General features: G+C 41.7%; 21 protein-coding genes and 1 other annotated feature. Of the genes, 10 read left to right on the forward strand and 11 right to left on the reverse strand.

The features are described 5' to 3' along the window. Positions 1 to 171: 171 nt before the first annotated feature. The 5 genes from MHB66_RS13600 to MHB66_RS13620 all read right to left on the reverse strand — a co-directional run bounded on the left by MHB66_RS13600 (position 172) and on the right by MHB66_RS13620 (position 5,379). Positions 172 to 786, reverse strand: a complete 615-nt coding sequence (locus MHB66_RS13600; protein WP_041114994.1) for a LysE/ArgO family amino acid transporter — start codon at positions 784 to 786, stop codon at positions 172 to 174. A gap of 128 nt (positions 787 to 914) precedes the next feature. Next, positions 915 to 2,498 carry an acyl--CoA ligase gene (locus tag MHB66_RS13605; RefSeq protein WP_041114992.1) on the reverse strand — a complete coding sequence of 528 codons (1,584 nt, stop codon included), beginning with the start codon at positions 2,496 to 2,498 and terminating at the stop codon, positions 915 to 917. Positions 2,499 to 2,724: 226 nt separating this feature from the next. Then, positions 2,725 to 2,937: an alpha/beta-type small acid-soluble spore protein gene (locus tag MHB66_RS13610; protein ID WP_024424829.1), complete on the reverse strand. Its 213-nt coding sequence runs from the start codon at positions 2,935 to 2,937 to the stop codon at positions 2,725 to 2,727. Positions 2,938 to 3,026: 89 nt separating this feature from the next. Then, entirely contained in the window at positions 3,027 to 4,232 is a 1,206-nt protein-coding gene (gene thiI, locus MHB66_RS13615; protein WP_041114990.1) for a tRNA uracil 4-sulfurtransferase ThiI, read from the reverse strand. Positions 4,233 to 4,236: 4 nt separating this feature from the next. After that, positions 4,237 to 5,379: a cysteine desulfurase family protein gene (locus MHB66_RS13620; RefSeq protein ID WP_041114988.1), complete on the reverse strand. Its 1,143-nt coding sequence runs from the start codon at positions 5,377 to 5,379 to the stop codon at positions 4,237 to 4,239. A 187-nt stretch (positions 5,380 to 5,566) separates the two neighbouring features. Between MHB66_RS13620 and brnQ (MHB66_RS13625) the strand changes: the two genes are divergently transcribed. Then, a complete protein-coding gene (gene brnQ / locus MHB66_RS13625; protein WP_041114986.1) occupies positions 5,567 to 6,907 on the forward strand; it encodes a branched-chain amino acid transport system II carrier protein in 1,341 nt (446 codons plus the stop codon). Positions 6,908 to 7,122: 215 nt separating this feature from the next. Further along, entirely contained in the window at positions 7,123 to 8,466 is a 1,344-nt protein-coding gene (gene brnQ / locus MHB66_RS13630; RefSeq protein WP_046312068.1) for a branched-chain amino acid transport system II carrier protein, read from the forward strand. A 41-nt stretch (positions 8,467 to 8,507) separates the two neighbouring features. On the opposite strand, the gene ezrA is transcribed toward brnQ (MHB66_RS13630), so the two are convergent. Then, positions 8,508 to 10,211 (reverse strand): septation ring formation regulator EzrA, encoded by a 1,704-nt coding sequence (ezrA, locus tag MHB66_RS13635; protein WP_046312071.1) that lies wholly within the window; start codon positions 10,209 to 10,211, stop codon positions 8,508 to 8,510. 340 nt (positions 10,212 to 10,551) lie between these two features. On the opposite strand from ezrA, the gene hisJ reads away from it, so the two are divergent. Next, entirely contained in the window at positions 10,552 to 11,367 is an 816-nt protein-coding gene (gene hisJ, locus MHB66_RS13640; RefSeq protein WP_024426168.1) for a histidinol-phosphatase HisJ, read from the forward strand. Here the strand turns inward: hisJ and refZ are convergent. Further along, positions 11,337 to 12,002 (reverse strand): forespore capture DNA-binding protein RefZ, encoded by a 666-nt coding sequence (gene refZ, locus MHB66_RS13645; RefSeq protein ID WP_024426169.1) that lies wholly within the window; start codon positions 12,000 to 12,002, stop codon positions 11,337 to 11,339. The two genes, hisJ and refZ, sit on opposite strands and share 31 nt — an antisense overlap. 126 nt (positions 12,003 to 12,128) lie before the next feature. Here refZ and MHB66_RS13650 point away from each other — a divergent pair, with 126 nt between their 5' ends. From MHB66_RS13650 to MHB66_RS13660, 3 genes are all read left to right on the forward strand, one after another. Further along, positions 12,129 to 12,626: a GAF domain-containing protein gene (locus tag MHB66_RS13650; protein WP_046312074.1), complete on the forward strand. Its 498-nt coding sequence runs from the start codon at positions 12,129 to 12,131 to the stop codon at positions 12,624 to 12,626. A 303-nt stretch (positions 12,627 to 12,929) separates the two neighbouring features. Continuing rightward, entirely contained in the window at positions 12,930 to 13,532 is a 603-nt protein-coding gene (gene rpsD, locus MHB66_RS13655) for a 30S ribosomal protein S4 (protein ID WP_024424838.1), read from the forward strand. Positions 13,533 to 13,828: 296 nt separating this feature from the next. Continuing rightward, a complete protein-coding gene (locus tag MHB66_RS13660) occupies positions 13,829 to 14,383 on the forward strand; it encodes a hypothetical protein (RefSeq protein ID WP_342490556.1) in 555 nt (184 codons plus the stop codon). A gap of 44 nt (positions 14,384 to 14,427) precedes the next feature. Here MHB66_RS13660 and MHB66_RS13665 read toward each other — a convergent pair whose 3' ends face one another. Both MHB66_RS13665 and MHB66_RS13670 read right to left on the reverse strand, forming a co-directional pair. Further along, positions 14,428 to 14,994 carry a cysteine hydrolase family protein gene (locus MHB66_RS13665; RefSeq protein WP_046312078.1) on the reverse strand — a complete coding sequence of 189 codons (567 nt, stop codon included), beginning with the start codon at positions 14,992 to 14,994 and terminating at the stop codon, positions 14,428 to 14,430. Between the two features lie 196 nt (positions 14,995 to 15,190). Then, positions 15,191 to 15,832 (reverse strand): triacylglycerol lipase, encoded by a 642-nt coding sequence (locus MHB66_RS13670; protein WP_117603436.1) that lies wholly within the window; start codon positions 15,830 to 15,832, stop codon positions 15,191 to 15,193. Positions 15,833 to 16,040: 208 nt separating this feature from the next. On the opposite strand from MHB66_RS13670, the gene MHB66_RS13675 reads away from it, so the two are divergent. Next, a complete protein-coding gene (locus MHB66_RS13675) occupies positions 16,041 to 16,397 on the forward strand; it encodes an antibiotic biosynthesis monooxygenase (RefSeq protein ID WP_046312082.1) in 357 nt (118 codons plus the stop codon). An 83-nt stretch (positions 16,398 to 16,480) separates the two neighbouring features. Here the strand turns inward: MHB66_RS13675 and tyrS are convergent, their stop codons facing one another. After that, entirely contained in the window at positions 16,481 to 17,749 is a 1,269-nt protein-coding gene (tyrS, locus tag MHB66_RS13680) for a tyrosine--tRNA ligase (protein ID WP_024424846.1), read from the reverse strand. Between the two features lie 52 nt (positions 17,750 to 17,801). Next, positions 17,802 to 18,033: a binding site (T-box leader), on the reverse strand. Positions 18,034 to 18,092: 59 nt separating this feature from the next. Then, positions 18,093 to 19,817, reverse strand: a complete 1,725-nt coding sequence (acsA, locus tag MHB66_RS13685) for an acetate--CoA ligase (RefSeq protein ID WP_025092287.1) — start codon at positions 19,815 to 19,817, stop codon at positions 18,093 to 18,095. Between the two features lie 155 nt (positions 19,818 to 19,972). Here acsA and MHB66_RS13690 point away from each other — a divergent pair, with 155 nt between their 5' ends. Genes MHB66_RS13690 through MHB66_RS13700 form a run of 3 tightly spaced genes read left to right on the forward strand, consistent with a single transcriptional unit; the run spans position 19,973 to position 22,443 of the window. Continuing rightward, positions 19,973 to 20,605 carry a GNAT family N-acetyltransferase gene (locus tag MHB66_RS13690; protein ID WP_034279534.1) on the forward strand — a complete coding sequence of 211 codons (633 nt, stop codon included), beginning with the start codon at positions 19,973 to 19,975 and terminating at the stop codon, positions 20,603 to 20,605. Positions 20,606 to 20,644: 39 nt separating this feature from the next. Next, a complete protein-coding gene (locus MHB66_RS13695; RefSeq protein WP_034279532.1) occupies positions 20,645 to 21,286 on the forward strand; it encodes a CBS and ACT domain-containing protein in 642 nt (213 codons plus the stop codon). After that, positions 21,283 to 22,443, forward strand: a complete 1,161-nt coding sequence (locus MHB66_RS13700; protein WP_046312086.1) for an acetoin utilization protein AcuC — start codon at positions 21,283 to 21,285, stop codon at positions 22,441 to 22,443. The genes MHB66_RS13695 and MHB66_RS13700 overlap by 4 nt, the downstream gene beginning before the upstream one ends. The last annotated feature ends 14 nt before the right edge of the window (positions 22,444 to 22,457 follow it).

The raw sequence follows: 22,457 nt of genomic DNA on the forward strand, positions 1-22,457 counted from the left end.
TCTCAACATATGAAGAGCAGACGTTTCTGAAATAGTTCTTTCGATCATCCCAAACTCAAAGAATTTCATAGGTTTGATTCCGATATATTGTAAGACTGCTACACTTCCAACATAAAAAAAGCGCAGGATCATTACGTCCAAACGCTTCTTTGTTTGATTCTCTATGTACCTTTACACAATCAATTGATACGCAATGTATAACGCAACCAGCCAGATCATGACCGCTGAAGCCTTATTAATACGGTTCATCCATTTGCCGTTTGTATCTAACTTTCCTAACATCTTCCCTAAAAGGGCGAGCCCAATAAACCATAACCAGGACACGATGATACAGGCAAGTGTAAACGCCAGATTTTCTGCTCCGCTATATTGCAGCGAATTCGTACCAATGACACCAATCGTATCGAGAATCGCGTGGGGATTTAAAAGAGAAACTGAACAAGCAAATAAAATTTGTTTTCTTGCAGGCATTAATTTCTGCTTCTCTTGATCCCCTGCTGATGAGCTTGTGTTCCATACAGACCATCCCATATAAACTAAAAAACAGAAACCAATGATATAAAGACCGATTTGCAGCACTGGAATGGTAAACACCACAACAGAAACACCTATGACAGCTAAAGCAATTAAAAGTGTGTCACAAAGAGCAGCCGTGATGACGACAGGCAATGCTCGATATAATCGAGGCTGCAGCGCTCCTTGTTGAAATACAAATACATTTTGTGCGCCCAAAGGTAAAATGAGACCAAAGGCAAGTACAATTCCATGAATGATCGCAATGGACATCTACTAACATTCTCCTTTTTCAGCAATTCCTACACATTTTAACATAAAACATTATGCTCACTTTCAACGAATTTGATTTTCCATACAAAAAAGCGCTGGATGCTTCCATCCATACGCTTCTCACTTCTTTATGATTGACCTTTTCGTGCAAGCTCTCTTTCTCTCAGCTCTACACGGCGAATTTTCGCTGACGGTGTTTTTGGCAGTTCGTCAATGAATTCGATTTCTCTTGGGTATTTGTATGGTGCTGTTGTGTTTTTCACATGTGTTTGCAGCTCTTTGATCAATTCATCACTTTGCACAGTTCCATCACGAAGGACGACGTATGCTTTCACGATTGATCCTCTGATTTCATCCGGGCTTGCCACAACTGCACATTCCTTCACTGCTGGATGCTTGATCAGCGCATCCTCTACTTCAAACGGTCCAATTGTATAGCCTGAGCTGACAATGATGTCATCTCTGCGGCTTTCAAACCAGAAGTACCCATCTTCGTCTTTTTTCGCGCGGTCACCCGTAATAAAGTAATTGCCGCGGCGCTGCGCCTTTGTACGCTCTTCGTCTTTATAGTATTCCTTAAATAAAGCCGGCGTTTCAAGATGGACCGCAATGTCACCAATTTCTCCAGGTGCGCAGATGTTTCCATCCTCATCAATGATGTCTACTTCGTTGCCAGGGGTTGGTTTTCCCATACTGCCTGGCTTGATGTCCATTCCTTTTAGCACCCCTACGAGCAGTGTGCTTTCAGTTTGGCCATAGCCGTCTCGTACTTCTATATCGAAATGCTTTTTGAATGTATCAATGACTTCACGGTTCAGCGGCTCTCCCGCAGAAACAGCACTATGCAGCTTTGGCAGCTCATACTGACTTAAATCATCTACTTTTGCCATAAAGCGATATTCTGTCGGTGTACAGCATAGGACATTGATTTCATTTTTTTGAAGCAGCTCTAAGTATGTATTTGGATTGAATTTCCCTCCATACACAAAGCCTTCTGCTCCACTTCCTAACACAGATAAGAGGGGGCTCCACACCCATTTTTGCCAGCCTGGTCCTGCTGTTGCCCATACTTTATCTCCTTCACTAATGGAGAGCCATGCTTTTGCAGCTGTGCGTAAATGTGCATACGCCCATCCGTGTGTATGAACAACCCCTTTTGGGTTCCCTGTTGTACCTGATGTGTAGGATAAAAACGCCATGTCTGTGCGCTTTGTATCTCCCAATTCAAGTTCGTTTGATTGCTCTTCTTTTTGCGCTAGAATGTTTCTCCAGCCATGATCGTTTTCACCGATTGAGAATGTTTTAAAATCGTTTGGCTGTTTGGTTCCGTCGAACGATTGAATGAATGAAGAGTAAACGATCGCTCCCTTTGCTTCTGCATGTTCAATTCGATAATCTATATCTTTTGCACGCAGCATTTCTGAACAAGGAATCACGACCATTCCTGTTTTCAAAATCGCTAAATAAATGCTGTATGCCTCGAGCATGCGCGGCACCATCACAATGATTTTATCGCCTTTTTTGAAGCCTGCTTTTAATAAAACATGTCCAATTTTATTTGCCTCTTCCACTAATGCTGCATACGTCACATGCGCTTCGTGGCCATTGCCGTCCTGCCAGTGCAGGGCCATTTTCTCCTTGTCATGACTGAACGCTTCAATCTCGCTGACTAAGTTATATTGTTCTGGTGCAATTAAGTCTTCTCTTTTCATGGTACAGCTCCTTTTAGCCTCTTTCTTATGAAACGAAACATGTTTCAATTTACCTATTTTAACACTCATAACTGAAAAATGCTTGAATTAGGACCTACTCCTAGTATTATGCCATAATTTTTTTCATCCGTCTTCTTTTTTAAAAATATTCTAACTATTTATATGTACAAAAAGAAAAGAGCGGGAAGGATCCCGCTCATAAGCCATAGCTTTTAAATTGTGTGTCTTAGAAAGATCCGCCACCCATATGTTGTTGAGCGTAAGATACAAGACGCTTAGTGATTTCTCCACCAACTGATCCGTTAGCGCGAGATGTAGTTTCTGCACCAAGGTTTACACCAAATTCAGAAGCGATTTCGTACTTCATTTGGTCGATAGCTTGTGCAGCGCCTGGTACTAGTAATTGGTTAGAACTGCTTTGTCTGTTTTGTTGAGCCATGTGTTCTCACCTCCTTGTGAATATAGAATGTGTAGAAACACATGACTTCATGCGATTGATTTTATGGTAATTATTATGAAATTATCGTTTTAGAATAAATCAGCGAATTCGTCTGCTGCTTTCTTTTCATTTGTCACAATAATTGTTTCAATTTGCTCTACTGCCTCGTCCAGCATCGGCTCGAAATCAGCAAAGCTTTCGTAGCGTTCTACCTTCTCAAGCTTTGGTTTTGTTTTAGGGGACGGCGGCGTAAAGATCGTACAGCAATCCTCGAAAGGCTGAATGCTTGTATCGTATGTGCCAATTCTTCTCGCTTCATCAATAATGTCATTTTTATCGACAGCAATGAGCGGGCGGATAATTGGTGTATTGGTCACATGGTTAATGGCATACATGCTTTCAAGTGTCTGACTTGCCACTTGACCAAGGCTTTCTCCGGTAATAATCGCAAGGGCATCGCACTTTTCTCTTATTTTGTCAGCTATTTTCAGCATCATTCTTCTTGTTGATGTCATCGTATAGTTTTCAGGTACTTGTTTGTGAATCAGCTCTTGAATTTTTGTAAAAGGTACGATGTGAAGCTTCACTTCGCCTCCATATGCTGCCAAGCATTCTGCAAGATCAATGACCTTTTGTTTGGCACGTTCACTTGTATACGGCGGACTAAAGAAATGCACAGCTTCAATTTCAATTCCGCGTTTCATTGCTTGATAGCCGGCAACCGGGCTGTCAAAGCCGCCGGAAAGCATGAGCATCGCTCTTCCGCTAGAACCGACCGGCAGGCCGCCTGCACCTTTAACATCTTTAAATGTAATGTACGTTGCGTTCTCTCTGATTTCTATGCGTAAATGCACATCCGGCTGTTTCACATTGACCGTTAAGTTTTCCGTATTCCTTAGAACATGTCCGCCAATTTCACGGTTCATTTCATTTGAATCAAGTTCAAATTGTTTATAAGAGCGTTTCGTTGAGACTTTAAATGTATTTCCTTGTTCATACACTTCCTGTACCGCTGTTAGTGCCGCTTCTTTAATCGCATCTAGATTCGTCTCACATTTAACCGCAAGACTAAAGCTCTGAATGCCAAATACACTTTTGAGCTGTTCTGAAATTGGTTCAGGGTCTTCTCCGTTCAGCATAATCGTGATGCGGTCTCTATCAGATGCAACCTTTAATGCTTCAAAATCCTTTAGGACGAATCGAATGTGCTGTCTTAGTTTTTCAATAAATTTCTTTCTATTCTTCCCTTTTGTTGAGATCTCACCAAAACGGACTAAAATATGATCATATTTCATGCTGTTATCTCATTCCTTTTAATTTTTTCACACTTTGTGCGATCGATGTGATGATTTGCGGCGTTAGCTCTGGTCCTTGTCCATACGTCAAGCTGATTCTCATACTGCTTTTGGCTACTTCCTCTGGTTTTCCCATTGCCAGCAGGACACGGCTTGGCTCTTTTTTCTTTGCTGAGCAGGCAGAGGTTGTAGAAACATATATGCCTTCTTTTTCAAGCATATGGAGGAGGACCTCAATTTGAATACCCGGCACTGAAAAATTCACAATGTGCGGCGCACTTTGCGCCCTCGGTGTATTCATCACAATACCTTCTACCTCTCCAAGCTGTTTTTGCAGCTGCGTTTTTAAGTTCAGCATCTCATTATGATACTTGTCAAGCTGTTCAAATGATTGTTTCATGGCTTTTGCTAAGCTGACAGCTCCAGCAGGGTTTTCAGTACCTGAACGAAGTCCTAATTCCTGCTCTCCCCCAGTAATGAAAGGGGCGAGAGTGACATCTTTCTTTAAAAAGAGTGCTCCAGTGCCTTTTAAACCATGAATTTTATGGCCTGACATCGTCAAAAGGTCTACATCCAGCTGTTTATTGAGTGCTACCTTGCACATTCCCTGCACCCCGTCGACATGAAAAAGTGCGTTTTCGGCATGCTCACGAATGATGCCAGCAGCCTCTTCAATCGGCTGGATGGCACCGGTTTCGTTATTGACGTGCATCATGCTGACAAGCACTGTATCAGGGCGAAGCACTTCTTTTAAATGAGTCATATCTGCATGGCCATGCTCATTTACTTGAATATAGGAGATGTCAAAGCCAAATAACGCCTTCAGCTGTTCAAACGATTCAATAACAGAAGGATGCTCAATTGCTGTGGTCACAATATGCTTGCCCCGGTTCATTTTGGCAAGTGCTGCCCCTTTAATGGCAATGTTATTCGCTTCTGTTGCACCAGAAGTAAAAATAATCTCATATTGTTTCAAGCCCGTGTAGTGAAGCATTTGTTTTCTCGTTTCATTTAACAGCCGGCTTGCATCAATTCCGAGCTGATGAAGCGAAGATGGATTTCCAAAATAACGTTCACTCACTTGCTGATATACTTGTAAAACCTCAGGGTACGGTTTTGTGGTTGCACTATTATCAAGATACATCATGGCGAAACTCCTTATCCTCTTGCGTTTAACTAATATGATCCGAATTCCCTTTTATTTCAATATAAAGCGGTATATTGACAACCTCATCAATTCACTATATCATGCATAGTGCCATTGTCATATTTTTTCCTAAATTGACAGAATATTTAAACATGGCGGAAAAATAAAATAATAGGGGGATAACCTTATGAATAATAAGTTAAGTCAAACAGACACATTAGCCATCGGCTTAATGTTGTTTGCACTCTTTTTCGGCGCAGGCAATATGATATTCCCTCCTGTACTTGGACAGTACGCAGGTGAAAACGTATGGCTTGCGATCGGTGGATTTTTACTGACAGGAGTTGGACTTCCGCTCTTAGGTGTCATCGCCGTTGCCCTGACAGGAACTGGTGCAAAAGGGCTTGCTGACAAAGCTCATCCTACATTCGGTACCATTTTCACCGTCATTTTATATTTATCCATTGGGCCTTTCTTTGCGATCCCTCGTACTGGAACGGTTTCTTATGAAATTGGGCTGGCGCCGTTTCTGTCTGAAGCGCAGTCTGAATCATGGATTCCATTATTCTTGTTTTCGATTGCTTTTTTCGGCATTACCTATGCTCTTGCTTTAAATCCATCGAAGCTTGTTGACCGAATCGGTAAAATTTTAACACCAATTTTACTCGCTGTCATTGCTTTAATTGTGATCAAAGCGATCGCGACACCAATGGGTGGAATTGGCAGTCCGCATCCAACCTATGAAGGAAGCCCGCTGTTTACCGGCTTTTTAGAAGGCTACAAAACGATGGATGCTCTTGCTTCAATCGTTTTCGGAATTGTCGTTGTCACGGCTGTGAAAGAGCGTGGTATGACAGAACGAAAATCGATTGCCGCAGCCTGTATTAAAGCAGGGCTTGTCGCAGCTGCTGGACTAGCTCTTGTGTACATATCACTCGCTTATGTCGGAGCGTCAAGTCCTGAGGCAACAGGTATGGTCGGGGCAAATGAAGGCGGAAAACTCCTTTCGCTTGCGGCGAACTTTTTATTTGGTTCTGCTGGTAATATTGTGCTAGGGGCTGCGATTTTATTTGCATGTTTGACCACAAGTATTGGACTTGTTTCATCCTGTGGGGAATATTTTTCTTCGCTATTTCCACGCTTTTCTTATCGCACAGTAGTTTTAGTTGTATCTTTATTCAGTACAGTTGTAGCAAACCTTGGACTAGCGCAAATTATTTCGCTCTCTGTTCCAGTTCTTGTTGCGATTTATCCGTTAGCCATCGTGATCATTCTCTTATCTTTTCTCGATCGCTGGATCAACGGAAGACGAATCATTTATATCGCTTCACTCATTTTTACAGGTATCTTTGCCGTAATCGACGGCTTAGTGGCAGCGAAGATTCCTCTTGGCGGATTAAATAAAATTTTAGAAGCTACTGTTCCTTTATACAAACTTGGGATAGGCTGGGCTATCCCTGCCGTACTTGGAGCCATTATCGGTCTTCTTATTTCTTTATTTACGAGTCCACCTAAACAGCCTGCTTAATCAAGCATCAAAACTAAAAACATCCCTTTCCATAAGAGAAAGGGATGTTTTTTTATGTTCTTCATATACTAAAATAGAAAAATTCATGACTTTTGTATGAAAACACATGTTGACATCAGGCGTACATCCTTTATAATTAGTGAATGTTAATGAAGAACCGTTTTAGCAGCTAATTAACAGAATATTTCAACATAATATTGGAGGCTTTATATTCAATGAAGGCAACATTGTCGACGAAAGATACGATTATTATAGGTTTTATGTTATTTGCTTTATTCTTCGGCGCCGGAAATATGATTTATCCACCAGAGCTTGGGCAATATGCCGGAACAAATGTATGGAAAGCAATGGGCGGATTTTTATTAACAGGTGTCGGTTTACCTCTACTCGGGATTATTGCAATTGCTTTAACAGGGCGTGATGCAAAAGGACTTGCAGATAAGGCTCACCCAGTGTTTGGAACAGCATTCACCGTCATTTTATATTTATCCATTGGACCGCTTTTCGCTATTCCGCGTACAGGAACAGTTTCGTATGAGATTGGGGCATTACCATTTTTATCAAGTGTACCAGCTTGGCTGTCCCTTCTTTTATTTACACTCGCCTTTTTCGGTATTACTTATTACCTTGCTTTAAATCCAACGAAAATCGTGGATCGTGTAGGGAAAATATTAACACCGATTAAATTTACGATCATTTTTATTATCATTGTTAAAGCCATTTTGACACCGATGGGCGTCATTGGTACACCAGATGTATCTTATAGCAACGGATCGTTTTTCAAAGGATTTTTAGAGGGCTATAAAACGATGGATGCTCTTGCTTCTATTGTATTTGGAATTGTTGTCATCAACGCGATTAAAGGGCGCGGTGTGACAAGTAAAAAGGCACTGGCTTCTGCTTGTATCAAAGCGGGTTTGATTGCAGCTGCTGGATTAACCTTCGTTTACCTGTCACTTGCGTATCTAGGCGCTTCTAGTACACATGCCATTGGATTCGTTGGAGATGGAAGCAAAATCTTGGCTCAGTCTTCTCAGTTCCTTTTCGGAAGTCTAGGAAATATTGTGTTAGGTGCTGCCATCACAGTCGCTTGTTTAACAACAAGTATCGGTCTTGTCACATCATGCGGAGAGTATTTCTCAAAGTTACTTCCTAAGCTTTCTTATAAAATGGTCGTGACACTTGTTACATTATTTAGTTTCATTATTTCTAACTTTGGACTTGCTCATATTGTTGCTTTCTCTGTTCCAGTCTTAACAGCGATTTATCCGCTGGCGATTGTGATCATCGTTCTATCACTTGCTGATAAATGGCTTGGACATAGAAGACCTGTGTATGTCCTCTCGTTAATTTTAACAGGGTGCGTCAGCTTATTTGACGGCTTAGCAGCAGCAAAGCTTCCAATCGGTCCAGTAAAAGACATTTTCCAAACAGTGCTGCCTTTTTATGACCTTGGCATTGGCTGGCTTGTCCCTGCGATACTTGGGGTCTCCATTGGGTTCGTGATCTCACTTTTCACTTCTTCTGCTTCAGAAGAACGCCAGAAACAGGCATCATAATACAAAAAAAGCTGAAGTCCTATCAATGGACTTCAGCTTTTTTATTGATGCTGATATTCTTTTTCGTGCTGAGCTAATAGCTTCTGAACGGCTCCAGGTGATGCTTTTTCAACAGCTGATGCTGCTACATCAAATGAACCATTATAATCATACGCATAAAATCTTCGCTCTGCCTCTTTTAATTGTTCTGAAAGAATATGATTTTGGCTTCTAAAACGATTGCCATATTGAATGATTCGTTCAATTTGATCCACTTTAGTGAGCATTTCTTCCGTCTCATTCACAGCATGTCTCACTGTGTCAGAGGCTTCTTTTAATTGCTCATTCACAGCTGGCATGTTGAGCGGCAGGTTCTCCAGCTGCTCGTGCACTTGCTGAATCATCTCCTGCGCTTTTTCAGCCTGCTCTTTCATATCAGCAGGTATACCTGGAATATTGCTTTTTTGCAGCTGACGCACTGTATCTGTCAGCATCGTTTTGAGCTCAGCCAGTGTTTCTCTCGCTTGCAGCTCTTCTTTTCTTAATGATTGAAGATGATCCTTAAATGTATCATGCAATGCTTTTGCATCATCGATAAAGGTCTCAAGCTGATTGATTTCATTCATTAATAATGAATATGCGACATGGTCACGATCCAGCTTCTCGCGAATTTGTTTCATGAGCTTTTCAATTTCTTCTAAGCGTTTTTCGAACGCCTTCTGTTGATCAAGCTCTCCAGCTGTCAGTTTGTAGCTTTCTTTTACAAGAGCTGTTTCTGCCTTTGTTTGGGTGTGATCCTGCTCTAGCTTTTCAAACGCTTCCGTCAGCTCAGGCATTTTGCTTTTGATTTCCTGACCTGCTTCTACTTCCGCTTCCAGCTGATCATACAGCGTCTGAATGGCATCATCAATCATTTGGAGAATGCTTGATGCCTCATCCAGATTGAGTTCATCAATAAGCAGTTTTTCCGCACGGGTCAGCTGTTTGTTTAAATTCTCAAGCTCTTTAGTGATCTGGATGTGTTCGAGCTTGTAGCCTTTGTCTGTCATTTCTTTATATCCGTCTTTCAGCTTCGTCAGCTGGCCTGGTACGGTTTGTTTGCAGTCTGCAATGAGCTTCGGTACATCATTGATATACAGCTGAAGCTGATCGAGTCTGCGGTCTTGCTCAAGCAAAATCTTTCTTGCTTTCATATAGTTGCCGTTTTCTGTCTCTTCCTCGTACTGCTTGATCCCTTCCCAGGCTTCATCTAAGTCCTGCTCCATTTTGTCATAAAGGGTGCCGTATAAATGGCTGTACGCAAGCAGATTTTTTCGAACTGTTTGATATTGTTCTTTGACCTTTTCAATGTCCTTGCGATTTTGCTCCTCGCTTGTGACAAGGTCTGCAATCTCTTTTAAAATGTCTTCAATGTTCGAATCAGCAGCACTCAGCAAGTCCTCAATGTGCGTAAGAACCTGCTTGGCTTTGGAGAATCGATATTTATCAGAATACTCTTCTGCATCATATAATAGCTCCTCTACCTTTGGAAGATGGGCTGTGACGATATCGTCCCACTCTGCACGCCATCTTTCAAAAAATTGCTCTGTTTCTCCGGTCATTTTTAAATGTTTGATCTTTGAAATTTCTTCTACAATTGATCTGTTTAAAATTTCAATTTTCCATGCTTCCAATCGGTCAATCTCTTTATATATATTTTTTCGCAGGAAATAACCGACTGAAAACAAAGCAAGCAAAATGACAATTAAACCGATGATTAACTCCATAATGAGCCCCCTTGTTGTGATCTAAGTGATGTCAGGGTAAAAGTGTCCCGAGTAGACCTGAGAACCCTTTCGTGTCCGCTTTGCATTTGTTTTTTATAAGCAGGATCGTATGTTTTCCAATACCATCCATTCACGGTTTTATGTATGTTTTTTCAAGAAAGTATTTGTGCGCTTTCTATCATTTGATCACACGTATCAATGTGACCTGCTTTTATGTATGCGGAAGCTGTCGTTTTCATTGTTATTATGATACCATGTAACCAGCATTTTTGGTCATGATTTTTCATTATTTTCGCTGATAAACATCACGTTTTTCAAAATATCGACAAGAGGTGACGACATGCTGAAACAAGATGCACATCTACATACACCGTTTTGCCCGCACGGTTCGCTTGATTCTTTTCATTCTTATATTGAAAAAGCCATCAAAAAGGGATTTGATTCCATAACCTTTACCGAGCACGCCCCGCTGCCTCCATCGTTTCAAGATCCAACACCTGAGCAGGATAGTGCCATGAAGCGCCAAGACCTTGAAGCGTATATAACGAAACTGGCTCAGCTGAAACAAGAATACAAAGGACAATTAATAGTAAAAACTGGGCTTGAGGTTGACTTTATCAAAGAGTATGAAGAGGAAACAAGAACCTTTTTAGACTGCTACGGTCCAGAACTAGACGACGCCATTTTATCTGTTCACTTTCTTCCTGCTGGCGATGATTATATTTGCCTTGATTTTGACGAGCATGCCTTCCAGCAGCTAATAAGCATCTATGGCAGCATCGAACAGGTCTATCAAAGCTACTATGACCAAATTCATTCTTCTATTCTATCATCTTTAGGCCAGTATAAGCCAAAGAGAATCGGTCATATCACCCTTGTCCAGAAATTCAAACAGCTTTTTCCATATGAAATGTCACCTGAACTTTGTCAAAAGGTCACCCTTTGCCTTGAAGAAACGGCAAAAAAAGGCATGTCCTTAGATTTTAATACATCAGGTCTTCGTAAAACATATGCCAGAAGTATCTATTTAGATCAATGGATGATTGAGCTTGCAAAAAAGAAAAAAATTCCGCTCATATTCGGCTCTGATGCCCATCAAGCGGAAGATCTCGGATATGCGTATGATCAATTCGAGGACATCATGAGGTTCAGATGAGAATCTAGTGCCGGCTCTTTTGGTTCTAACAAATAATGAAGCGAGCGGCTCAGCTCCTTAAAGTACATTTGATAGAAATACGGCTCACTTGGGTTCAAATAAAGCACCTCTGTTAAATATTGCGGCTGTAAATATGGCATCATGAGAAGTGATTTAAGCTGAATCATAAAGGATGCGAGTGAAAGCTGCTCACAAATGACATGGGTGCTTTTTCCTTTTTCAATGATAAGCTGAAACAAATATTTTTCTTTCGTTAAATATGTCGACATGATTTCTCTGATGAGTGTCGAATCAATCGTCACCTCCCGATAAACGAAACGGGTTAATTGACGGTGCTTGTGCTGATAAGATAAAATATCAAAAACCACATGTAGTAAGCATTCTTTTGCATGACGGGTTTCCATGTGATGGAGATGTGATTCAATCATGTGAATGTAACCTTCATAAAAATCGGATACGAGCTGCTCAAGCAGCCCTCCTTTTCCTTGAAAGTAATAAGAAATGTGGGCAACGTTGACGTTTGCTTCCTTCGCAATCTCACGGACAGAGGTTCCAGAAAATCCTTTTTGGTTAAAAAGTCTGATGGCAGCATCCATAATACGGTCTTTTGTTTGCACGGTTGTTGATGTTTTCATCCGCTCACCCCTCTTCATGTGTACATACTTCAAGATGAAGGCGGAAGTTCCTTTTACAATTGCTCGACAAATCCCACATGCGAGACGCAAGTTATGTATTTTTAAGATAGAAAGTAGGAGATTTTCATGTTTCATGTCGAAAAACAGTCTGGCGATCCTTCAAAAGACTATCAATTGCTTGTCAAACAGGTAGAAGCCATTACAAATGGTGAACCTGATCTGATTGCCAACTTGGCAAATGCAGCTGCGCTACTCTATCACTCACTTCCTGAAGTCAATTGGGCCGGGTTTTATTTAGCAAAGGGCGGCGAGCTTGTGCTTGGACCATTTAACGGACTGCCTGCATGTGTGCGCATCCCTTCTGGAAAAGGCGTTTGCGGTACAGCCTTTGCGACAGGTGAAGTGCAGCGTATCGCTGATGTCCATGCATTCCCTGGACATATTGCCTGTGATGCCGCATCGCAATCTGAAATAGTCATTCCGCTCAAGGTCAATGGACAGATCATTGGGGTACTCGATATTGACAGCCCTGTGAAAGACCGCTTCAGTGAAGTAGATGAGACCTACCTTATTCAATTTACAGAAATTCTCCAACAGGCGTTATCCGTCTCTACGGATGCGTAATCATGCAGAAAAAGCAGGCACATTGTCTGCTTTTTTATGTTTCTTTATATAATGGAGAACGTCACCTCTGCCTCTAAATAGGTTGACTTCTCCTATCCAGCGTCATATAATAGAGTTTGTGTGAAATATGGCAGCCTTTTTGTTCGGCTTTTTTGTATCATTTTGTTCCTTCTATATTATGAAGGTGCATCTTGTAACTCCCTGCTGCTGGAGCGAGGATGCATGAAAACATAATGACGAAAAAGAGGAAGAACAGACGGTTTTTATTTTTCACAAATAAAAACAATAAGGAGGAGTCACATTATGGCTCGCTATACAGGTCCAAGTTGGAAGATTTCCCGCCGTTTAGGCATTTCATTAAGCGGAACAGGTAAGGAACTTGAAAAACGCCCTTACGCTCCAGGCCCACATGGTCCAGGACAACGCAAAAAACTATCTGAATACGGTTTACAATTACAAGAGAAGCAAAAGCTTCGTCACATGTACGGTGTCAACGAACGTCAATTCCGTACACTATATGACAAAGCTGCTAAACTTCCTGGTAAACAAGGTGAAAACTTCATGATCCTTCTTGAAACTCGCCTTGACAACCTAGTATACCGTCTTGGCCTTGCTCGTACTCGCCGCCAAGCTCGTCAGCTAGTAAACCATGGTCACATCCTTGTTGATGGAAGCCGTGTAGACATCCCATCTTTCTCTGTGAAACCAGGTCAAACGATTGCTCTTCGTGAGAAATCTCAAAACCTTGCAGTAGTGAAAGAATCAGTTGAAGTAAACAACTTCGTTCCTGAATACCTTTCTTTCGATGCTGAAAAGCTTGAAGGAACTTTCACTCGTCTTCCAGAGCGTTCTGAATTAGCGCCTGAAATCAGCGAACAACTAATCGTTGAGTTCTACTCTCGTTAATTTCATTACTTCTCTAAGAGAGAGCAAACAAACCCTAGATCCCTTGATTGTTCAAGGATTTCTAGGGTTTTTTGTATGTTCTCAATTATACATGAAATCATTTGAAGTCATCTTCCATTTTCAACACTTATTTTCCCCGGCTGCCTGCTCCATTCTTACTTCAATCAAACCTGTCTCTATTTTTATATACAAATATAGGAAGTATTTCATTGAAGTGCCTTTTTTCTATTGGTACAATCATAATAGATGACATATCAGTCGTATGGTCTTCTATAGTACTTAGATGGAGGAGTTCCATGTATAGTATCACGATTATTCTATTCTTACTTTTAACCTTATCAGTGATTGCCTATTCTCTTCTAAGAAAAAAACAGATTATCGATGAGCCGCCCAATAGATTTGCTGCAAGTCTGTTTATCTTTCTGCTCTTTTTTTCTATCTGCTTTGTGATCGCGGTTCCAAGTGTATTCCTATACATCACTGTTTTAGGCGTGAATTTTCTTTTTGGAGAAACCATCACGTATGATTCGTTTTTTTCTTTGATCTCTTTCTCTTTGTTAGTGAGTGTTATCGTCGTTTTTTGGTCACCTGTCCTTCTATTCATAGGAAAAGGACTGGCTTATCTCCTTAAACTTCCTATATGGCTCACTTATACTTTGGAATGGGTGAGTTCTTGGATCGTTTTACATCTCTCTATCAAGTATGTCCTTTACTTAAACTTAATGAATGTATCGATAGGGGATTCCGGCGTATTGATTTTATCATTCTTTGTCAGTTTTTTATTTATTGAGATTGATCTCGTTTACTCACGAAAGAAACAACGAAAACAATCGCTGGACACATATCATTAGCATGAAAAAAGCTCCTAGATCTCTTTCTAGGAGCTTTCAAACTTTTATTCTTGACTTGTCCATTTTGCGATGAGCTGCTCTGTTGACATGACAGTCGCAAATTCATCATGCAGGGTTGCAAGTGAGAGCCGGTGGATCGTTTCTGGGTCAAAATATGTACCATTTTGATCTGTTAGTCCAAAGGCGGCTGTTGCATCTGAGATCAGATACGTATCAAAGCCAAGATTTCCGCTCATTCTTGTGGTTGTTGATACGCAGTGAGGGGTTGTTAATCCTGCGATGACGACCGTGTCAATCTGGTTTGATCTTAGATGTTCCTCTAAGTTAGTACCAATAAAGCTGCTGTTGACTTTCTTTTGTATCACCATTTCTTCCTCTAGCGGTTTAGCCATATCTTTGAAAAGGTGCCCTTCATTTGCTGGATGAAATACAGAGTCCGGATTGTCGGATGTATGCTGAATATGAATCACTTTCCAGCCTTTCTCTCTCCAAAACGTTAATAGCCGGCTAATATTCTCCTCTGCCTCTAGGTTATTGCGTTCTCCCCATTTTTCATGCTCGAACGCTTTTTGTACATCTACAATGATGAAAGCCTTTTGATTCGTTTTCACAAACGCCCACCTCCGAAAATTCTCATTCACTACATGTAGTGTAAGGAATGGCGATCGTTTTGTACAAGTTTTTATTCAGCTATGTACGGTGGTCTGTTTCTGTATCATCGTTTTGCCACCCTTTTCAATATCTCTAGCTGCCATATGCCAGCTGACATCAAAAAAGACAGCATATGCCGCTGTCTTTTTTCGTTTTTTAATTCGTATTTTGTCCTCCGCCGTTCAGTCCTTCTTTAATATACCCTTTCACTTGGCTTGAGGTTAATAGACCGATATGACCAACGCCATGGATCAGGATGTTTCTTGCGCCAATTAAACGAGAGAGGCTGTTGACGACAATAAGATCTGCTGAGCTATAGACGGATGTGTAAAGAATTTTTTGATTTGGATCTGTGCCTGGTAATGCTCTGCTTGAAACGAGTCCGTTTGCTCCACCAATTGTGACAACGTTCTCAATTTTATCGCCGCCATCTAGATTCTTGATATAGTATAGCGTGTTCGCTCCACCCATACTATGAGCCACAATATCTACTTTTTTGGCACCCGTTTTGTCTAACACATCTTTGACGAATCTCGATAGACGCGGACCATTGTTGCGGTTATTTCCTGTTTTGTCTATGAAATCAATAGCATATAATTGGTTTCGATCCCAGCCTTGTGTGGCCAAATAACTTTTAATAGAAAAAAAGTTATAAGAGGCACCGCCAATGCCGTGCACCATCACAACCGGATTATGCTCAGCCGCCTTCGCCTCTTTCGGCTGGATAAACGCCATTGAACCAATCACCAATGCAAGCGCAATGAGAATTTGCAAACTCCTTTTCTTAACAAACATCACTTTCATTCCCCCTTATTCATCTTATACGACTCTATTTTATACAAGAAAAATATGTCAGAAAAGTGAACAAGGTAATGTTTATGAGATGATTTTACAAAAATATAAATAATCAAAAAGCACCTTGGACTTTTTTAAATTAAAACAAAAAGACTACGAGAACCACTTTCTTTCATATATAATGTCAATAGACAAAAGGAGGTTCTACTAGATGCTATTTACTCAAACACCTGCACCACCCTACTACGCCGCGATTTTCACATCAAAACGAACAAATGTCGAGCAGAAAGAATACGCTGCTGCTGCTCAAAAAATGGAAGAATTAGCGAAAGATCTAGATGGGTTTCTTGGAATGGAAAGTGTACGAGATGAACATGGTGTTGGAATCACTGTCTCTTACTGGGATTCATTAGAATCCATCAAAGAATGGAAAGCACATACAGCACATCAGCGTGTTCAAAAAAAGGGGAAAAAAGATTGGTATGAATCCTATACAACCCGAATTTGTAAGGTAGAACATACTTATACAAACAAAGATTCACTCCTTGAACAAGAAGCAGACGCATGAGCTGCTTCTACATAAAAAAGAAAAACACCTCAATGTATACGAACATTTGAGGTGCTTTTCCATGATGCTTACTGTTTCATACTTTATTTATACGTCACGAGGAAGTATTTCTTTTTCCCTCTTCTTAAAACGGTAAATTGGTTTTCAATTCGGTCGTCAGCGGAAAGAACATAATCTTTATCTGTTTGTCTTTCTCCGTTGATGGAGACAGCACCATTTGTAATATCTTCACGTGCTTGACGCTTTGATGGAGACAGCTTTGATTCCACAAGGATATCGACTAGTGTTAATTCTTCTGTGCTGCTTTTCTCCATTGATGGAACATCCTTAAAGCCTACTTTCACTTCTTCAGCTGTAAGAGATTTGATCTCACCTTTGAATAGCGCATTTGAGATGTTAACAGCCTGTTCTAGTGATTCACGGCCATGTACAAGTGTTGTCACTTCCTCTGCTAGACGGCGCTGCGCTTCACGCTTTTCAGGTGCTGTTTGTACTTTTTCTTCGTACGATGCGATCTCTTCTTTTGATAAGAACGTAAAGTATTTTAAATATTTCACGACATCACGGTCATCTGTGTTGATCCAGAATTGGTAGAACTCGTATGGAGACGTTTTTTCTTTATCTAACCAGATGGCGCCGCCTTCTGTTTTACCAAACTTTGTGCCGTCTGCTTTTGTGACAAGCGGCATCGTCAGACCAAATGCTTTTGCCCCTTCTGCTTCAGACTTACGGATCAGCTCAAGTCCAGATGTGATATTTCCCCACTGGTCACTTCCGCCAATTTGCAGCTTACAATTTTCATTTCTGTAAAGGTTTAAGAAGTCTAAAGACTGCAGGATGACGTAGCTGAATTCTGTGTAAGAAATCCCTGTTTCGATACGTGAGCTCACGATATCTTTTGCCAGCATGAAGTTTACACCGAAGTTCTTACCAATATCACGAAGGAACGTGATAACATTCATTTGGCTGATCCAGTCGTAGTTATTCACGATGACGGCTGGATTCTCGCCTGCTTCAAAATCAAGAAATTGAGACAGTTGTCCTTTGATTTTTTCTGACCACTGTTCGACGATTTCTGCTGGGTTGAGTGAACGTTCTGCTTTCTTGAAGCTAGGGTCGCCGATTAGTCCAGTTGCGCCGCCAACAAGAGCAATCGGATGATGACCTGCTTCTTGGAATCTGCGTAATGTTAAAATTGGCAATAGATGACCAATGTGTAAGCTGTCAGCTGTCGGATCAAAACCGGAGTATAGTTTGATTTTTTCTTCTGCTAATAATTTTGTTAAACCTTCTTCATCTGTTTGCTGCTGGATTAATCCTCTGAACGATAGCTCTTCCATCAATTGACTCATTTCCAAATCTCCTTTTTTTACAATTCAACAAAAAAACGCCCCTTCGAATGAACGAAGGGACGATATATATCGCGGTACCACCCTGCTTAAAAGACAAAAAATCTCGTCTTTTCACTTACACTGATAACGGACAGATCCGTTCTTTCACTAATCAGGGCATGCTCCTTTTCGTAAAAGCGGTTCGTGAGGGTAATTCGAATATCTCTTTGTACTGACTCGCACCAGCCGTCAGCTCTCTTCAACAGGGAAAGATCATTCTACTGAATCTCAGTCAAAACCTTTTCATATTCAACTAATGTCATTTTTAACACACTTTTGATATCAAGTCAACTGATGAAAAAATTTAATCTTCCATTGTCGAAAGGTCGCCAGCAGGTAAATTCAGCTCCCACGCCTTTAGCACACGTCTCATAATTTTTCCGCTTCTCGTTTTCGGTAGTTTGTCTTTAAACTCAATTTCTCGCGGTGCCGCATGTGCTGCGAGTCCTTTTTTCACAAATGTACGAATCTCTTCTTTCAGCTCATCTGTCGGCTCATATCCGCTTCTAAGCGCTATAAATGCTTTAATAATTTCACCGCGGACCGGATCTGGCTTTCCAATGACACCAGCCTCCGCAATAGCTGGATGTTCGACCAGTTTACTTTCCACCTCAAATGGACCGACCCGCTCTCCTGACGTCATGATGACATCATCGACACGTCCCTGGAACCAAAAGTATCCGTCTTCGTCCATATAAGCTGAATCTCCTGAAACATACCAATCTCCCGGCATAAAGTAAGATTCATATTTTTCAGGATTGTTCCAGATCGTATGCATCATAGAAGGCCAGCCTTTTTTAATCGCAAGGTTGCCCATCCGGTATGGCGGAAGTTCATTTCCTGCATTATCAACAATCGCTGCTTCTACGCCTGGAATCGGTTTTCCCATCGAACCTGGCTTGATGTCCATGCATGGATAATTACAAATCAGCTGTGCTCCGGTTTCTGTCATCCACCAAGTGTCGTGAATCCGTTTGCCAAAAACAGCATCTCCCCAGCGGATGACTTCTGGATTAAGCGGCTCTCCCACACTTAAGACATGGCGGAGCGAGCTGAGGTCATATTTTTGAATGAGATCATCCCCTGCCCCCATGAGCATTCTAAAGGCGGTCGGGGCACTGTACCAAACGGTTACACCGAGTGATTCAATGGTTTCATACCAAGTATCAGGATTAAACCGGCCGCCTAAAATCACATTCGTTGCCCCATTTAACCACGGTGAAAAAATACCGTACACTGTGCCTGTAACCCAGCCTGGATCAGCTGTACACCAGTAAACGTCATCCTCTTTCAAGTCAAGCACCCATTTACCAGTCTGACCTTGCTGGACCATTGCACCATGGACATGAAGCACACCTTTTGGCGTCCCAGTAGATCCTGATGTGTAATGAAGCAGGAAGCCGTCTTTTTCATCCATCCATTCAATCTCAAGCTCCTTTGCTGCCTCCTCAAACGCCTTTTCATAGTGAATTGTCCGCACGCCATCGACGTCTTCGTTTTCACCGCCGACAATGATGACAGATTCAAGCTTCGGAAGCTCTGCAAATGGAATTCGCTCAAGCAAATCTGGTGTTGTCACGATCACCTTTGCCTCACTATTTTCTAAACGGTCTTTGACGGCACCTTCCATAAATGCCTCAAATAATGGGCCAACGATCGCTCCAATTTTAACTGCACCAAGCAAAAGAAAATAGAGCTCAGGTGATCTTGGCATAAAGATAAACACGCGATCCCCTTTTTCTACATGTGCCTTTTCTCTGAATAGATTCCCCGCTTTGTTTGTGTTGATTTTCATATCCCTGAACGTATACTTTTCATCCCGCTGTGAATCTTTGTAGTGAAGCGCCACCTTGTTCTGACGAAACGAGTCCGCATGTCTGTCAATCGCTTCATAGGCTGCATTTATTTTTCCTGTTTCATACCAGGAGAAGTTTTTTCTAGCTTCCTCCCATGAAAAATCTTTGTATGCCTGCTCATAATCATTTAAATGATAATCCCCTTTTACTGATGGTAGCGTTTCCAATTTCATCAAACAGTCCCCCTTTGCATACGTTTACAATGACCATTATAGTATAGATGACTTTTTTTCTCAATTTTTAAAAAACTTCTGATGAAACCGTTTTAATTATTGCAAGTTTTAAGATAGAATAGAGACGACTCACTAGAATTAGGGGCGGTGGATACGTGGAGCATCCTAAAACTTATTATTCAAAAACCATTGAGCGAGAAACAGGTTCCATCCTGGTTGAAGGACCGGTACCTGCATCAGAGCTTGCGAACTATACGTTTCATGAAGGACTAACGGCATTTCGCACGCCTGAGGAACAGAAACAAGCACTTGTTGAAATAGCAGATCTTCCAGAAGGACGTATTATCATTGCAAGAGCGAATGAGCTTGTCGTAGGCTATGTCACGTATTTGTATCCTGATCCACTTGAGCGCTGGTCAGAGGGCAAAATGGACAATTTAATTGAGCTTGGCGCGATTGAGGTCGCTCCTCCATTTAGAGGATGCTCACTTGGCAAGCATTTGCTTGATGTGAGCATGATGGATGAGCAAATGGAGAATTACATCATCATTACAACTGAATATTACTGGCATTGGGATTTAAAGGGGACAAAGAAAAACGTTTGGGAGTACCGCAAAATGATGGAGAAAATGATGAACGCAGGCGGTCTTGTCTGGTTTGCAACAGACGAGCCAGAAATCAGCTCACATCCAGCCAATTGTTTAATGGCCAGAATTGGGAAACATGTGAGTCCTGATTCGATCGAGCGTTTCGATCGTCTTCGCTTCCATCAGCGTTTTATGTATTAACGTTCAATTCGTTTTTTTGGCAAAGGGGATTGGTAAACAATGATGATTGAACAAATTATGGAGCGTGATGTGATCACGCTGCGAAAAACCGATACGATTGAAGAAGCCATTCAAAAAATGAGTGCACACCACATCCGGCATATCCCGATCGTATCTGATCAAGGGTCTGTCATTGGGATGGTGACAGATCGGGATATTAAAAATGCCAGTCCAAGTATTTTTGAAACAGAGAAAAGGAAGCTCTTTATTCAGCGGCCAGTAGAAGAGATCATGGTATTAGAGACGATCACTGCTCACCCGCTTGATTTCGTTGAGGAGATATCAAGTGTCTTTTTTGAGCACGGAATTGGCTGTCTTCCAGTGGTGAGACGCGGCAAGCTTGTAGGCATTATCACAAAAACAGATCTGCTTCGTACGTTTGTAAGACTGACAGGTGCAGATCAGCCTGGGTCGCACTTAGAGGTTGAAGTGGAGCAGATGACAGAAAGCCTCGCAGATATTACAGCCATTTTAAAGGAGCAGCATATTCAAATGCTGAGTGTGCTCGTGTACCCGCATGCCAATGAGGCATCTAAAGTGCTCGTATTCCGCCTTCAAACCATTCATGCAGATCATGTGACGAAGCTGATTCGCGCAAAAGGCTATAAAGTGCTCTGGCCTATGGAGCAGACGATCAAATGAAGGAAGCGACCTTTGTTTTTTCACCATCTTTTCAAACGTACCAATTTAACCAAGATCATCCCTTCAATCAGCTTCGTGTCTACTTAACTTATGATCTACTTCAAAAAATGAAGACGTTAACAGAGGATGAAATCGTTGCACCGCGTATGGCTACTCTGGAGGAATTAAAGCTCGTCCATACAGCAGATTATATCCAGGCTGTGCAGCGGGCAAGTGAAGGAAAGCTGTCTACGGCAGAGGGTGAACGGTACGGTCTTGGCACTGAAGATACACCGATGTTCGCAGGCATGCATGAGGCGGCATCTCTCCTTGTTGGCGGAACATTAACAGCGGTTGACCAAGTGATGCTCGGTCATTCGCAGCATGCCCTCAATCTCGGCGGCGGGCTTCACCACGGATTCAAAGGGCGTGCATCTGGCTTTTGTATTTATAATGACAGCTCTGTGGCGATTCAATATATTCAAAAGACATATGGCGCTAGAATTTTATATATTGATACGGATGCTCATCACGGCGATGGTGTCCAGTTCAGCTTCTATGACGACCCAGAGGTATGTACGGTGTCCATTCATGAAACGGGACGCTACTTATTCCCTGGAACCGGACAAGTACAGGAAAGAGGCCACGATAAAGGCTATGGCTATGCTTATAATATTCCACTAGATGCATTTACGGAAGATGAATCGTTTCTCGAAGCATACCGAACAGCAGTGACTGAGATTGCTGCTTTTTTTAAACCAGATGTGATTTTGACGCAAAACGGGGCAGATGCACACTACTATGACCCGTTAACTCATTTATCTGCCACCATGAAAATATATGAAGAAATTCCTAGACTTGCTCATGAGCTTGCACATCAATATTGTGACGGCAAGTGGATCGCTGTTGGCGGAGGGGGATATGATATTTGGCGCGTCGTTCCAAGAGCGTGGAGCCGCATTTGGCTTGAGATGAAAGGCATTACACCGCCAGATGAGCTCCCTCAGGACTGGATTCAGGCATGGAATAAGCAATCGCCTGTTACCCTTCCACCTACATGGAAAGATCCTGACGATTTATATCCACCGATCCCAAGAAAAGCAGAAATCACAGAAAAAAATGCACAAACAGTAGAAAAAGCACTTATGCCTGTTAGAAGAGAAAAGAAAAAGGCATAAGAAAAGCAGGCTTT

The sequence above is a fragment of the Bacillus sp. FSL L8-0167 genome, from assembly GCF_038630295.1.
GTDB classification, from domain to species: Bacteria; Bacillota; Bacilli; order Bacillales; family Bacillaceae; genus Bacillus; species Bacillus safensis.

What these genes read in the sequence shown, in the direction of transcription:
- MHB66_RS13695 (WP_034279532.1), top strand. Translation starts at nt 20,645, where the DNA reads ATGATGATTGAACAAATTATGGAGCGTGATGTGATCACGCTGCGAAAA.
- MHB66_RS13700 (WP_046312086.1), top strand. Translation starts at nt 21,283, where the DNA reads ATGAAGGAAGCGACCTTTGTTTTTTCACCATCTTTTCAAACGTACCAA.
- brnQ (WP_041114986.1), top strand. Translation starts at nt 5,567, where the DNA reads ATGAATAATAAGTTAAGTCAAACAGACACATTAGCCATCGGCTTAATG.
- MHB66_RS13610 (WP_024424829.1), bottom strand. Translation starts at nt 2,937, where the DNA reads ATGGCTCAACAAAACAGACAAAGCAGTTCTAACCAATTACTAGTACCA.
- MHB66_RS13605 (WP_041114992.1), bottom strand. Translation starts at nt 2,498, where the DNA reads ATGAAAAGAGAAGACTTAATTGCACCAGAACAATATAACTTAGTCAGC.
- refZ (WP_024426169.1), bottom strand. Translation starts at nt 12,002, where the DNA reads ATGAAAACATCAACAACCGTGCAAACAAAAGACCGTATTATGGATGCT.
- MHB66_RS13660 (WP_342490556.1), top strand. Translation starts at nt 13,829, where the DNA reads ATGTATAGTATCACGATTATTCTATTCTTACTTTTAACCTTATCAGTG.
- MHB66_RS13600 (WP_041114994.1), bottom strand. Translation starts at nt 786, where the DNA reads ATGTCCATTGCGATCATTCATGGAATTGTACTTGCCTTTGGTCTCATT.
- thiI (WP_041114990.1), bottom strand. Translation starts at nt 4,232, where the DNA reads ATGAAATATGATCATATTTTAGTCCGTTTTGGTGAGATCTCAACAAAA.
- MHB66_RS13620 (WP_041114988.1), bottom strand. Translation starts at nt 5,379, where the DNA reads ATGATGTATCTTGATAATAGTGCAACCACAAAACCGTACCCTGAGGTT.
- hisJ (WP_024426168.1), top strand. Translation starts at nt 10,552, where the DNA reads ATGCTGAAACAAGATGCACATCTACATACACCGTTTTGCCCGCACGGT.
- acsA (WP_025092287.1), bottom strand. Translation starts at nt 19,817, where the DNA reads ATGAAATTGGAAACGCTACCATCAGTAAAAGGGGATTATCATTTAAAT.
- tyrS (WP_024424846.1), bottom strand. Translation starts at nt 17,749, where the DNA reads ATGAGTCAATTGATGGAAGAGCTATCGTTCAGAGGATTAATCCAGCAG.
- rpsD (WP_024424838.1), top strand. Translation starts at nt 12,930, where the DNA reads ATGGCTCGCTATACAGGTCCAAGTTGGAAGATTTCCCGCCGTTTAGGC.
- MHB66_RS13675 (WP_046312082.1), top strand. Translation starts at nt 16,041, where the DNA reads ATGCTATTTACTCAAACACCTGCACCACCCTACTACGCCGCGATTTTC.
- MHB66_RS13650 (WP_046312074.1), top strand. Translation starts at nt 12,129, where the DNA reads ATGTTTCATGTCGAAAAACAGTCTGGCGATCCTTCAAAAGACTATCAA.
- ezrA (WP_046312071.1), bottom strand. Translation starts at nt 10,211, where the DNA reads ATGGAGTTAATCATCGGTTTAATTGTCATTTTGCTTGCTTTGTTTTCA.
- brnQ (WP_046312068.1), top strand. Translation starts at nt 7,123, where the DNA reads ATGAAGGCAACATTGTCGACGAAAGATACGATTATTATAGGTTTTATG.